This is a genomic window from Collinsella sp. AF39-11AT (genome assembly GCF_003474585.1).
In the GTDB taxonomy this organism is placed as follows: domain Bacteria; phylum Actinomycetota; class Coriobacteriia; order Coriobacteriales; family Coriobacteriaceae; genus Collinsella.
Map to the genome: position 1 here is coordinate 129,649 of NZ_QROG01000003.1, position 12,619 is coordinate 142,267.

At 50.2% G+C, this 12,619-nt stretch carries 12 protein-coding genes; all 12 read left to right on the forward strand.

From position 1 onward, the window contains the following. Window positions 1-15: 15 nt before the first annotated feature. A complete protein-coding gene (locus DW037_RS02550; RefSeq protein WP_118372788.1) occupies window positions 16-462 on the forward strand; it encodes a PrgI family protein in 447 nt (148 codons plus the stop codon). Continuing rightward, window positions 380-3,352, forward strand: a complete 2,973-nt coding sequence (locus DW037_RS02555) for a VirB4-like conjugal transfer ATPase, CD1110 family (protein WP_199578292.1) — start codon at window positions 380-382, stop codon at window positions 3,350-3,352. Before DW037_RS02550 ends, DW037_RS02555 begins: the two co-directional genes overlap by 83 nt. A 30-nt stretch (window positions 3,353-3,382) precedes the next feature. Beyond that, window positions 3,383-5,101 carry a phage tail tip lysozyme gene (locus DW037_RS10665; RefSeq protein ID WP_118372789.1) on the forward strand — a complete coding sequence of 573 codons (1,719 nt, stop codon included), beginning with the start codon at window positions 3,383-3,385 and terminating at the stop codon, window positions 5,099-5,101. A gap of 18 nt (window positions 5,102-5,119) precedes the next feature. Further along, window positions 5,120-5,965 (forward strand): hypothetical protein, encoded by an 846-nt coding sequence (locus tag DW037_RS02565; protein ID WP_118199826.1) that lies wholly within the window; start codon window positions 5,120-5,122, stop codon window positions 5,963-5,965. 10 nt (window positions 5,966-5,975) lie between these two features. Further along, window positions 5,976-7,034, forward strand: a complete 1,059-nt coding sequence (locus DW037_RS02570; RefSeq protein ID WP_118199825.1) for a type IV secretion system protein — start codon at window positions 5,976-5,978, stop codon at window positions 7,032-7,034. Between the two features lie 37 nt (window positions 7,035-7,071). Further along, the gene (locus DW037_RS02575) at window positions 7,072-8,025 is read left to right on the forward strand and encodes a prealbumin-like fold domain-containing protein (protein WP_118372790.1); all 954 of its coding nucleotides are present in this window, start codon (window positions 7,072-7,074) and stop codon (window positions 8,023-8,025) included. 120 nt (window positions 8,026-8,145) lie between these two features. Then, a complete protein-coding gene (locus DW037_RS02580) occupies window positions 8,146-8,781 on the forward strand; it encodes a DUF3846 domain-containing protein (protein ID WP_158571926.1) in 636 nt (211 codons plus the stop codon). Between the two features lie 44 nt (window positions 8,782-8,825). Next, a complete protein-coding gene (locus tag DW037_RS02585; RefSeq protein WP_118372792.1) occupies window positions 8,826-9,644 on the forward strand; it encodes a hypothetical protein in 819 nt (272 codons plus the stop codon). 158 nt (window positions 9,645-9,802) lie between these two features. Continuing rightward, a complete protein-coding gene (locus tag DW037_RS02590; protein WP_118372793.1) occupies window positions 9,803-10,384 on the forward strand; it encodes a hypothetical protein in 582 nt (193 codons plus the stop codon). A gap of 35 nt (window positions 10,385-10,419) precedes the next feature. Continuing rightward, complete coding sequence (locus tag DW037_RS02595) at window positions 10,420-11,466, forward strand: hypothetical protein (protein WP_118372794.1); 1,047 nt, start codon at window positions 10,420-10,422, stop codon at window positions 11,464-11,466. Between the two features lie 6 nt (window positions 11,467-11,472). Next, on the forward strand, window positions 11,473-12,327 hold the full coding sequence (locus tag DW037_RS02600; RefSeq protein ID WP_118372795.1) for a hypothetical protein: 855 nt from the start codon (window positions 11,473-11,475) through the stop codon (window positions 12,325-12,327). A 38-nt stretch (window positions 12,328-12,365) separates the two neighbouring features. Further along, window positions 12,366-12,619: hypothetical protein (locus DW037_RS02605; protein ID WP_147352004.1), on the forward strand; the 254-nt coding region annotated here is incomplete at its 3' end.

Genomic DNA, 12,619 nt, shown 5'->3' on the forward strand with positions numbered 1-12,619 from the left:
AGGAGGAAATGCCCGATGCTTAGCGTTGCAATTCATAAGGATATCGCCGAATATCAACCGAAAGTCATCGGTAAGCTTACCGGCCGTACCCTTATCTCAATCACTGTCGCATTAGGGCTTTCCATTTCTGTCGCCGTTTATATGAATCTCGTTTTGAAGATCGATCCGACCGATCACCTTGAGTTCATCTATGCGGTTTCACTGCCCTGTTGGTGCTGTGGCTTTTGGAAGCCTCACGGGCTGCCATTCGAGCAATTTGCTCTCCTTTGGCTACAGCACCAGCTCTCCGATAATCGACTTTTTTACAAACCGTCAATGTTTAAGAGCGGGTTCGTGAAAACGCCGGATGAGATCACGCAAAGCAGGAAAGGAAAGCTTTATGACAACTCAACCAGAAAGTTCCTTGATGGGACAAACGGGCTCGAAGCCTACAGCCCAAGGGCAGGTCGAGTCATCTATTAACGATACAATCAATTTTATCATGGCTAAGGTTGCCGCCGGCGAAATCGACGCCGCCACGGCAACCGAACTGATTGCTGCCGCCCGCAAGGATTATGAAAGCAACGTTCCGGTGACCGCATCTGCCCAACAGGCCGTGCAACCTCAACAATCTGCAAATACCTATCAAGCCAATCCTCAGACTGCATATGCTGTACCTGAGATGGAACCGGAACAAACTCCTGTTGATTATGGGCAATTCGCCACCCCGACGAACTATCCGCATACCTACGATGTCGAAGATTCCTCTGATGTCGATATGGATGCGCTGAGCGGGATTGCCGGCGATATGCTCGATAAACAGCCACGGAAAAAGCTTTCCCGTAAAGAAAGAAAAGCCAAGGCTAAGGAGATGAAAAAACTCCAAAAGGAGACGAATGCCAAGCTCAAGGCGAACGCAAAGAGCAATAAGTCCATTCAGAAACAACTAAAAGAGCGTGATAAGGAGCTCTCGAAAAAGAATGAATTTGCTCGCTACAAGCGAAAAACCGCAAAAGATGTCACTTCATTCATCGGATACAACCGCATGTATAAAGACGGTATATGTGAGGTCGAGGAGGGAATGTTCTCCTCCTGCATCTGTTTCGAGGACACTTCTTACCATTCTGTGCGCGAAGATGCCCAGAAAGCCGTATTTACGTCGATCTGCCGTCTCTACGACCAGTTCGGTGCAGACACGCTTGTACAATTCAATATCATCAACACCCCGCTTCTCAAGGAACAGATCGGTCATCGCAAGTTCTTCAATCCGAGCAGCCAGCTGAATGTAAACGCTGCAAACGACGCCGCCGTCTTCAATGAGATCTTGAACGAGAAGATGCGTCAGGGTGTTTCAAACATCCGGCGTAAGATGTATATCACCTTTTCAGTTTCCGCCGCCACGGTGGACGATGCCGTTCCGAAACTTACCCGTATCGAAAATCAGATCTCGCAGATTCTCACATCCATCGGTTCAAAGAGCCGTGTACTCGACGGTGCGGAACGACTGGCACTTCTGAATAGCCAGCTCAACCCGCTCAAGCCGTTTAATTTCGATTATCGACGGGATATCTCCGCCAGAATGGTGCAGACGACAAAGGATTGTATCGCACCGACGACACTCGATTTCAAGCCGGAGGGACTTGCCGACTGCTTCAAGACGGGTGATATGTGGGGTCAGGTTCTTGTTATCAAGAAGCTTGGTTCGGAACTAACCGACCAGGCGCTTTCCGATATCACCGAGCTCCCGATTCCGCTTAACGTCACTTGGTTCGCACAGCCTATGGATAAAGCGGCTGCCGTCGCTTTCACGCGACAGCGTTTGGCCTGGATTGATAAGGAGATCATCGAGGAACAGCGCTCTGCAGTTCAGAAAGGCTATGACTTTTCAATCCTTCCGCAGGAGCTCAAGTACTCTAAAGAGGAGACCGAAGACGTCATCGATAATCTTCAGAACAAAAATCAACGTCTTTATGTTTTCACGGGGCTTTTCTATACATACGCACCGACTAAGAAGCAACTGGATAACCAGGTGCTTTCCATCATCTCTGCCGCCCGCCAAAACTCTATCGAGGTAAGTACCTATGAATACCGCCAGCGCCAAGGTTTCAACTCTATCTTGCCGTTAGGTCACAACCACTGCGAGATTTCCCGCATGTCCACAACTGCCGAGGTCTCCATCCTCATGCCATTTGCAACAATGGAACTGGATGATAAGGGAGGCAACTATTACGGTCAGAACAAGCACTCTTCTAACCTGATTTTCTGTAACCGCAAGCTCCTCGCATCACCGATGGGTTTTGTTTGCGGCAAGACAGGTAGCGGCAAGGGCATGTCTGTAAAGACCGAGATGACCGGTACGATTCTCAGCAACCCGACAGATGAAATCTACATTATCGACCGTGCTGGAGAGTATACCGGTATCTCAAGTCGCTACGGTGGCGTAACATACAACTTCGCCGTCGATTCGGATACCTATCTGAACCCGTTCGATACCGTTTCCGTCGAAAGCCTCAGCCCTGATGCCCAGCTTGCCTTCAAGATCGATGCCATGCTTGCACAGGCCGGCGCCTCCGCCGCCGAAGCAGGACGAGACCTTGGAGAGGAAGACCAGTCGATCATCACGCGTTGTGTACAGGAGGCTTTCTTCGACGCGCGTCAACGCGGCGACCAGCCGCCCCTCCTTGAAGACTTCTACAATAAGCTGCTTGAACAACCTGAGCCGGAAGCAAAGACCATCGCATTGCGTTACGAGCGTTTCGTGACGGGCACCCAGTCCTTCTTCAACCATCAGAGCAACGTCGACTTCAAGTCTCGTATCGTGGATTTCAATTTGAAGGACCTGCCGGACTCGATGCTCGTCTTCGGCCTGATCAACGTCTGCGAGGCGGTTCGTAACCGCATGTACTTCAATGCGAAACGCGGAGTGCGTACATGGCTGTATGTCGAGGAGGTGCAGTCACTCTTCGCCTATCCGACTGTTCTGAACTACTTCTCCCGCTTCTCGAACGAGGGCCGAAAATTCGGACTTTTGCTGACATGTATCAGTCAGAACGCCGTCGCAATGTTGAAGAACAAAGCCGCTCAAAATCTTGTCCTGAATTCCGACTTCCTGCTCCTGCTTAAACAGTCACCGCTCGACCGCGCCGAATGGGTACGCCTGCTCGGTCTTTCCGAACAAGAGGAGGAGTTCATCGACGAATCTGTCGAGCCGGGCGATGGTTTGCTTATCGCCGGCGGTGCGCGTGTCCCGATTCGCGGTAAGTTCCCGTCCGGTAACGTACTCTATGATCTCTTCTCGACGAACCCGAATGAGGCAGCCGACAAGAAGCGCATGCAGGAATTTGCAGCACGCGAAAAATCCCGCCTTGGATAAAATTAGCTGAAAAGGAAAGGAGCTGACAAGATGAGAGCAGACGATTTCGTCACAGGTGATTCTGCAAGAGGAGCTGGTCAGAGTTCCCTTGTTGGCACAGAATCGACGAATGCAGTCAACACCGGTCTTGTCGGCTCCGCCGCTGCAATTGCCAAAAACATGGTTATCGGCGGCACTGAACTCGGTGATGTCGATAAGATGTACCAGGCTGGCAAATCGGCTGTAAAAGGATCCGTAAACGCCGCGCGTGCCGGTTCTGACCTTGTGAAAGATACCGTTGACACGGCAAAAACAACGGCCAAGGCCTTTAAAGCAGGGCTTAACGGCGAGGATATCGACCTTTCCGGAACGAAATCCCGTTCCGGAAAGAATCTAGCGAAGGGCGCGAAGAAAGCTGCCAAGGACGGTTTTCGAGCTGCAAAGCGTGCTGCCATCAAGGATTCCGAACTTGAGGATGTGGACAACCTTTATCAAGAAGCAAAAGGATTAAGCAAAGCGACTGTCAGCTCTGCAAAAGGTGCAGTCAGCAACACCCGTAAATCTTGGAAGATGCTAAAACGCTCAACCGCGCGAATTAAAGCCCTTTCGAGAAAACGGTTTACTGCCGGCGCCGGCAACAAGTTCAACCAGCAGATGTACAAATACATGCGTTCGGCTGCCTACCGTTCCGTTTCCACGAGCAGTGGAATCGTAAGCACCGTTAAGAACGCGATGTCTGTAATCTATTGGGACATTCGGCTCGCTCTTTCTAGTATCAGTTCTGCTATCGGTCTATTTTTAGGTTTTCTTGGAATCCTTCCCTTATTATTAGTAGTCTTTGTTCCGATTTTTTTCTTAATTTTCGGTACGATATCCGGAACCAAAGCAACAACTGTAGGATCGCTCACTGGTGATGAAGCCACAATTGCACAATATCTAATCGACAAAGGTGTCGATCGTACCCATATTGCCGCAATCATGGGCAATATGTTTCAGGAGTCTGGTTGCCGTCCTACTGCAATTAACCCCTCATCGGGAGCATATGGTATCTGCCAATGGCTCGGCGGCCGTAAGACCGGATTGGAAAACCTTGCCAAGCAAAAGGGGAAGGATATGTCCGATCTTTCCGTTCAGCTCGACTGGTTCTGGGATGAATTCGCTGAATCGTGTTCGGGTTGGAATAAAGCAAAGTATAAGGTTTTTTGTGCACAGTCCGATCTCAAACAATGTGTCTATCTTTTCAGAAGCCAGTTCGAGCGCTGCGGGGAGAGTGAAGCGGCCGATGCGAATCGTTTAGCACAGGCACAGCGTATCTACGATGCACTGGGAACCAGTAATGGAACTAACGGTATTGACGGAAATGGCCAGGATTTAAAAAAAGCCACCCGAAGGCAAAAAGATGTAGTCAATGCCGCAAATACGACTACGTCGCCAGGACAGGGATGGTGTGCCGCCTGGGTCACAAACGTCTTTCAAAACGCCGGCATCGGTTACTTTGGGGGAAACGCTTGCGACATGTGTCGTGCTTACTGCACCAGCACCAACGTTCGCGATTTAAAAGTTGGGATGATTATCGCTGACGTGTCACATCCCGGAACAGGCGACGCGGGTCGTCTTTATGGGCATGTCGGAATCTATATCGGCGATAATAAGGTCATCAGCAACGAGGGGCCTATTACCATCAAGAGCCTTCAAGAATTTGTCGGCTTTTATGGAAAAGGGACAGGATGTAAATGGGGATGGCTTGGCGGCGTCGATCTATCTAAATAAAAGGAAAGGAATAAAAGCATGCGAGACATTTGGTTTTTAATAACAGACCATAAGGGAATCGTGAAAGTTGCGGTACTTTTAATTGCCATTTTCTGCGCTATCTCGATTGGAATCGGTGTATATACAACCTCTGTTCAAACCCAAGAACAGCAAAAACAAGAGCAAAAGGCAAAGAAAAAGGAGCGCAAGAAGCAGATTAAAAAAAGTTCTGTCACGTTGACAAAAGCACAGCAGAAGATTGTCGATAAATATGACCAGTCGACTGCACAGTTCTCCGCTCTACTCTCTTCCAATATCTGGGCAACCTACAGTGGCACCGGACGTACGCTTTATTTTACCGAATCATCCATAATCATCGCCGACCCGGAAGCCAATCCGAACAAGGTTGAAAAGCCTTTTATCATCAAGGGTCTATCGACTGAAAAAGTCGATGTCGGCGAGATGGTGAACCTTACTCGCTATAACTGTGCCTATGAATCAGACGATGACAAAACGCATGTCCTGACCGTCGACAAAAACGATGACGGCACGTATTTCAAGATGTCTATCGACGTGGAAAACAATGGAACCAATGAGGAATATACGCGAACACAAGCAGCGGGTTCCTTTGATATCGACGGTATCGATGATGGTTTGAGTGAAATCCTAGGAAATGCGAAGGATACCATTGAAGATTATGTGCGTGAGCAGTGTGCGCTCTTCTATCCGACGGCTGTAAAAGCGAGCTGCAACGGGATCCTGACTGCAGATTTCAATGCTAACGAGTATCGTCTCGACTTTTCTTTGGAGGATTCAGACGAGCAACAGCTTACGGGAATAACCGTGATCTACCATTTGAGTAATCAAGAATGCGAATTGATGTAAAGGAGGAAAAATGAACGAGCTTGAAGACAATAAACCCAGTAAAACTAAAAACGGGAGCCTATGTCTTGCAAAAAGACTAGCTAAGATTCTCATAATTCTCCCTCTTCTTATTGCATTAGCGTTTCCTCAGCCTGCTCTCGCTGCAGATAGTACAGATGACTCCGGTTTCGATATTTGGGGTTCTGTTTCCGGATGGGTTGGTGATCGTCTTTCTGATGCAGGAGACGCCATTGCGCATGGAGCCGCACCATTCCTCGCAGGTTGGTCTGAAAGTCTGATCAACCTTTCAATCAACAATATAAAGACAACATCGACAAAATCCATTCTAGGGAAAAGCTTTTCCAACCTTCTAGGCAAAAAAACAGGAGGATTTTATACAACTGTCACCACTGTACATAAGAACTTTGTGGTCCCGGTGGCAGCATCAATTTTGAGTTTGGTAATGCTGATTCAATTGATAAAAATCTCTCAAAGAATTGATGGTTCAGCAACACTTCCGGCTATTAAGGACATTGTTTTTCTAATCGTCTATGCAACGATTTTCATTTGGCTAATTAAAAATTCGGTGGATATATGTGCGGCAGCATACGATACTTTTAACGATATTGTTAATGGTATCAGCCAAGTCAAGATTGACTCATTAGATGCTATTACCGTTTCGGAAAAAGTTGGGGATAGCCCAGGAGCAGCGGGAAGTCTTTTCGTTACCTCCCTCGCAATGCTGCTTGCAAGTTTTGTGGTAAAGGGGGCTGTATCTGTCATGTGCTACATGAGGGCAATCCAGCTTTACGTCTTCACAGCCTTTTCGCCTATTCCATTTGCGTTGCTTGGCTTTGATGAAACAAAGAATTATGGTATTAGCTTTTGCAAGAACTACCTAGGAATTTGTCTCTCCGGAGCAGTTATCATCTTGGCTTTAAGCGCGTTTCCGTCGTTGCTGTCAGGTTTCAGCGGTGGAGAGATCACGGGAATTAAGGGAGAAATGTGGGGATCATTATGCGCTGTTTTGGCTATGACACTGATTATCATTAAATCTGGAACCATTGCCCGCGATATTCTCGGTGGTTAGTATTAGGTGAAAACATTTATTAAGGAGGTGCAGTGCCATGGATGATGAAAGACAACAAGGGTCTTGGTGGGGAAACCTTGAGACAATTCACCCTGATGAAGACCATGAGGATTATATCGAAGAACAAAACGATGGCGAGAAGCGAAAAAAGCTCATTGCTGTCGTGGTTGTCTTCGGCGTCATTCTGGTGCTGTTCCTCGGCGGCGTGACTGCTTTTACCGTTTTTTCGAGTAATAAAGGAAACGGCTTAGACACAAAGAAAGAACAAACGCAAACTCAGAAGAAAGAGACCTCGACTGAGAATGCAAAGAAGAAAAAATCCACTGAAAAGAGTGCTGTCTCCGTCATGGTGACAGCTGACGGAGCTGCTGAGGATTCTAAGGCTTCCGTTTCGGTTTCCGAAAAGGGTAAGAACGGAAAGATTGTTGTCAAAGATATTTCCGTTGCAGTCAACGACGAAGTCAAGATCTGTACTCTGCCGAAAGGCAAGTATTTGCTGACCGTTGAGTCGGCACCGGACGGTTATGATAAACCAGCAAAAAGCACCAGTTTCACCGTCAAAGGTGACGGGAAAAAGGTGTCAGCTTTCGCCTTTTTAGCCAAACATGTCAATAAGACTGCTGAGAGCAGCAAGTCTGAAGATAATGCCGAAGTGACTCCGGCAGACGGGGCTTCGCAAAACCAGGACGCTTCTTCTGACGGTCAAAATCAGAACAATCAGGCAGAAAATTTTTCTGCCGGCACGGATAGTGGCGCTTCCTCTCCATCTTCTGGCAACGGACAGCCCTCTTCTGCTTCAACGTCCAGCCAGACTAAAACGATGACTATCCATCATCCCGCAGAGACGATTAGGATCGCGATCTGCGACACATGCGGGGCGGATATCACCGATGATATCGAAGGCCACAAGAAATCAACCGGCCATCCGTGGTACCACTACGATGCGAAAGTGGTCAAGGAAGCCTGGGATGAAACGGTGACCGTGAACTAGATGAAATTCGCAAGCGCTTGCGAATTTGAAAGAAAAAACAGGGCACCCGACCGAGGTGCCCTTTTCCGGTATCGAATGGTAGAATCTTACCAAGCATCAAGACGCAAGGAGGTACCCCGTATGAATGAAATGCAAGCTCACGGCCTTTTAATCTCTGTCGGATCGAAGCCGATTGAGGTTTGGATCGATAAGAATAACTCACTGGCCGAACTGCAGAACTTTGTCAACGGCAATGTTGATGTACTGAGCGTCCTTGGTAATGGGGTTGACCTGTGGGTCAATGAAGAAGGTTTAATCAACGGCAGCAAGCCCAATCGCGCCATCTATGCGACGAAGCATATGGAGGAAGTCGGATATCTCGATCAGCTGACGTTCGACCATCCGGTCAAGGAGGGGGAGCTCTATTCGCTGATCTGCGGTGATTTCGTCGCCTTCGGTGTCGACGAGGAAGGCGAAATCGCAAGCCTTCCTCAGGAGACGATCGATGAGCTGAAAGAGACCTTTGCGGACCCGTCCACCGGTTTCAAAGAGTATATCCACATTAAGTACGATATCGAACCGGAACGATATCAGCTTCAGAATGAGCCCGCCGCCGGCGACAAGCATGAGAAATCTACGAAGTCTCTCGCCGAAGTCGCTACAGAAGCCAGGGAGAGTTCATTAGTACTCAGCCAGGACGAGGGCAACCACGACGACAGCGGTAGCGATATCGGCAATTTGCGTCCATTCGACCGTGAGTATCCAATCGGCCACTAACCAGAGCTGTATGAATTGTTTTAAAGTAGTAAGGCGGTGAAACGATGGAATCCAATAAAGTCAAAGGCCTGATGTTCCCTGTCGGTGGGGAGGCACAGGCCTTTCTCGCCGACAGGGACAGACCGTATCGAGACATTCGCGAGGCAGTCCAGGGCGAATATGACGAACTCGGCGCCACGTTCGCCGATGTGGATATCTATGTAAATGCCGCCGGTGCAGACAGTTTGCTGCCAAACCGCGCCATCAACCCCGATGCCTTCATGGATGACTCGGGCTTCCTGTCTGAAAAGAGCCTGATCGTTGGGACAAACGACGGTAAGCCCTTCTCTCTCATTTTCGGCAATATCGTCGCCCTCTCACGTGATGAAACCGGTGAGCTTATCGATATGCCTGCCGATATCGAGACGGAACTGAAAGAGTCACTTAGCGATCCCCTGGACGGATATGATTTACGGTTTCGAGAGGCCTTCGGCAGATATCAGAACTGGGACCTAAGCCAAGCCCAGGCCGCCGAGATCGCCGGCTTGAGCCAACAGGCATTCTCCTATCATGTGAACAAGATCACGAATGCACAGGATACCCGAGGAAGGGGATTGAAACCCCTTCCCAAGGGATTCGACCGCCTCTATAGCGAGTATAAGAACGGAGACATCTCGGCAAGGTCCGCCGCGACGAAGCTCGGCATCACGCATCCGACGTTTCTCAAATATGTCAAGGAATGCGATGTCCGCCTGCATAAGGACGACCTCGTGCAAACCCACAATCCGCGGGGACTCACGGAACGCCATGCAGCGGCCACGGATGCGGCAAGGAATCTGAACCATGACCAGGACGCACCTGATTCGCCATTACGGGACAGATAGATGGCACAAACACGGGGACTCGCCGCTTCGGTGAGCCCCCGTGCCCTTCCACACGATACCTTTTGCAGATGACATGCCGTATCCGTCATCGATATATAGGCGAAACGCAGCCAAAGTGGTAGAATCTTACAAAACACGCCGCCGGAACGGAGGGTAACATGCAAACCGGAACGAAGAAGACCCCTGATCGCTTCCAGAACTACTTCTGCCCTGCCGCAGCCAACGATATCGTGCACCATGCCTACGCATGGATCGTCAAAGAACCGAACATGCAGCCGAAATTCCTCTACTGCCGCGCTATCGACGATCCAGCCAACGACCGCGGATGGAATATCATCGCGGAGGTCTGGGAACGCGATGTTCTCGGCGGATGGGGCATCTCCTCTTCCACCATGCATCCCGAATTTGAAGACACCGCCGACGGATATGTACTTGCCGAGGGTATGCCCGGAACGGCAGCATCACTGCCTTACCAGGTATTCCGAGAGGTGGTCAATGAACATGACACGAATTACCTGATCGCCCTCGCCATTGCAATCGATGCCCTGCCGAAAGATTCCACTTGCGACATGGCATCTGAAACTATCCGTGCAAACGCCGACATCGATATCGCCGAGCGCCGCAAGAGTGTCCTTCCCGACCAAGCCGGCCTCGCTGCCAAAAAGGCGTCCTGTATCGAGTCGCTTGCGCACATCGGCGGCAATGCGCCCGTTTGCGGACAGAATGAAATCGCCCGGTAAAGGAGAACCGATATGAGTGAAATCAAGACGAAATAATGCCGGCCGACCTCAAGTCGGCACTCTCTATGGCACTCGACAACGAGCTGTCTACATCCTGGGCCTATCTGGATGCCCTTTCCTCCCAGTGCGCGGAAATCTTCAATAAATTTGCCGGATATATCGAATCTGCCGGCCTTGCCCGCGGGGTCCTCGTGCCTGGAGAGTATGAGTTGGACCACGATGCGCTGAACGCGGACGTCTCCGAGAGATTCAATATCCAGTATGGATTCCAATGCGACCAGATGATTGATGCCATGCAGTTCGATATGACGCTCATTCTGACTGAGAAGGTCGACAGCATGGACGGATACAGGCTGATCCAGAGCGTATGCGACTGGCGCGAAGAAAACCTCGAGGTTATCGAGGACGCAGAGAACAATTTAGATTATGGCAAAGTGCCCAGCTACGTGGCTTACGAACGTCCGGCGGATATCGGTACGACAATCATCGATGAGCTGTGCGCATCGCAGGGCACCGCCGTCGAGAAACTGGTGAACTATCCGACCACTAAATTCGAACGCACCATGCGGGACGAGCTTTTCGAGGCATCGGCGGTAAACGAGACGACTATTTCCCTTATGGCTAAAGTCCCCTCTTCCGTCTTCCTCGATGCCGTGGCATGCATGGACTCACGCTATATGAGCGGACACACAGTCGATACCGGTCATGCTTTTACCGTCTCCCCGGGAACATACGAACCGTATATCGGTATCCACGATCCTGTCTACGGCGCGGGTTATATGATGGTCGACCTCGACAAACCATTTGAAATCCCGATGAACCGTATCTGGATCGCCATGGATGACTACAGCGGCCCTGAGACCAAGGAAGGTCTGCGCGGAATGTACCACAGCCCCCAAGATGTCAGCGCCTTCAGCGACCCTTTCTGCGGTTCCGTCAGCGTCACGTCGACTCGCGATGAGAAACAGGAACCTGCAAAGAGCGGTCTAGAAGCCAAGCGCGATGCATGTGCCATAAGCGCCGCTCATCTCGACAGCCCAAACACGGAAATCCCCAATGGCAAGAATATGGAAAGGGAGTAGCCGATTATGGAATACAAAGACATCAAGACTGCAGATGAACTCGAAAGCTGGTATGCGGATAAGCAGGCGGTCCTCGATCGTCACGCCCGTGACTACATGGTGCCCTTCGGTTTCGTGTACCATCTGGACTGCTCCGGGTATGTTTCGTTCGAGCGGTGGAACGACACCCTTCCAACTGCAGAGGAACAGACCGCGTTTCAGGCTATCCAGAACGGTGTATCGACCAAGGAGATCATCGAACATAAGGATGAGTTCGGCTGGATCGACCGTGCCTGCCGCGATGCCGAGGAACACGACCTGGCTCCTTGCTTTATCGTGCCGGCCCGCAAGGAGTACATGCAGGAGCAAGAAATCATGAACGTGCGCGAGCTCTATCCAGAGCTTATCGGTCCAGACGGAGAAATCATCTGGACCGATCCCGACTTTACAAAGCAGGGGAATGAGGAGACTGCCGGTCCCGATAATTTCCCAGGATACGAACTCAACGATCATAAAAACCCCGATCAGTCCTGGATCTCCGTCATCCCTGTCCAGATGTACTGGAAGGACAATCCATCCGAGCTCGTCGAGGCAAATTTCAGCATCGAGGACACCTACGGTCTTGCCATTGACGAACAGATCACATTCTCCGGCTACAACGAAAACGAGCTGGTGGACATGATCGGCAGGGAAAACAACGGGGAAGATTTCGTCATCACCGGTGTGGGTCCACAGTCCAGCATCCTTACCGAGAAAAAAAATCCCGCCCATGGCAGGCGGCTGTCGGACAAACAGGCAAAGGCGAAGACGGCCGCTGGTCGTCTGGATGCCGAGTGGGAGCCGAAGGCAGGTATCCCTATCCATGACGAGGAATCAAAGTAACACTCTGACTAGATTTGAAAATACAGGAGCAAAAGAGCATGGACTTTAAAGACATCAAAACTGCAGATGAACTCGAAAGCTGGTATGCGGAGAAGGAAGATATCCTCGAGGACCATGTCCGCGATTATGCCGTACCATTCGGCAACGTATACCACCTGGATTCCCCAGGCTACGTTTCAGAAGAACGTTGGTGCGATACCCTTCCTTCTGACCGGGAACGCTCGACCTTCATGGCCTTGCAGAATGGTGTATCGACCAAGGAGATCATCGAACATAAGGATGAGTTCGGCTG

Excerpts from the sequence above, each read along its gene's own strand:
- DW037_RS02550 (WP_118372788.1), top strand. The coding sequence starts at position 16 with ATGCTTAGCGTTGCAATTCATAAGGATATCGCCGAATATCAACCGAAA.
- DW037_RS02555 (WP_199578292.1), top strand. The coding sequence starts at position 380 with ATGACAACTCAACCAGAAAGTTCCTTGATGGGACAAACGGGCTCGAAG.
- DW037_RS10665 (WP_118372789.1), top strand. The coding sequence starts at position 3,383 with ATGAGAGCAGACGATTTCGTCACAGGTGATTCTGCAAGAGGAGCTGGT.
- DW037_RS02565 (WP_118199826.1), top strand. The coding sequence starts at position 5,120 with ATGCGAGACATTTGGTTTTTAATAACAGACCATAAGGGAATCGTGAAA.
- DW037_RS02570 (WP_118199825.1), top strand. The coding sequence starts at position 5,976 with ATGAACGAGCTTGAAGACAATAAACCCAGTAAAACTAAAAACGGGAGC.
- DW037_RS02575 (WP_118372790.1), top strand. The coding sequence starts at position 7,072 with ATGGATGATGAAAGACAACAAGGGTCTTGGTGGGGAAACCTTGAGACA.
- DW037_RS02580 (WP_158571926.1), top strand. The coding sequence starts at position 8,146 with ATGAATGAAATGCAAGCTCACGGCCTTTTAATCTCTGTCGGATCGAAG.
- DW037_RS02585 (WP_118372792.1), top strand. The coding sequence starts at position 8,826 with ATGGAATCCAATAAAGTCAAAGGCCTGATGTTCCCTGTCGGTGGGGAG.
- DW037_RS02590 (WP_118372793.1), top strand. The coding sequence starts at position 9,803 with ATGCAAACCGGAACGAAGAAGACCCCTGATCGCTTCCAGAACTACTTC.
- DW037_RS02595 (WP_118372794.1), top strand. The coding sequence starts at position 10,420 with ATGCCGGCCGACCTCAAGTCGGCACTCTCTATGGCACTCGACAACGAG.
- DW037_RS02600 (WP_118372795.1), top strand. The coding sequence starts at position 11,473 with ATGGAATACAAAGACATCAAGACTGCAGATGAACTCGAAAGCTGGTAT.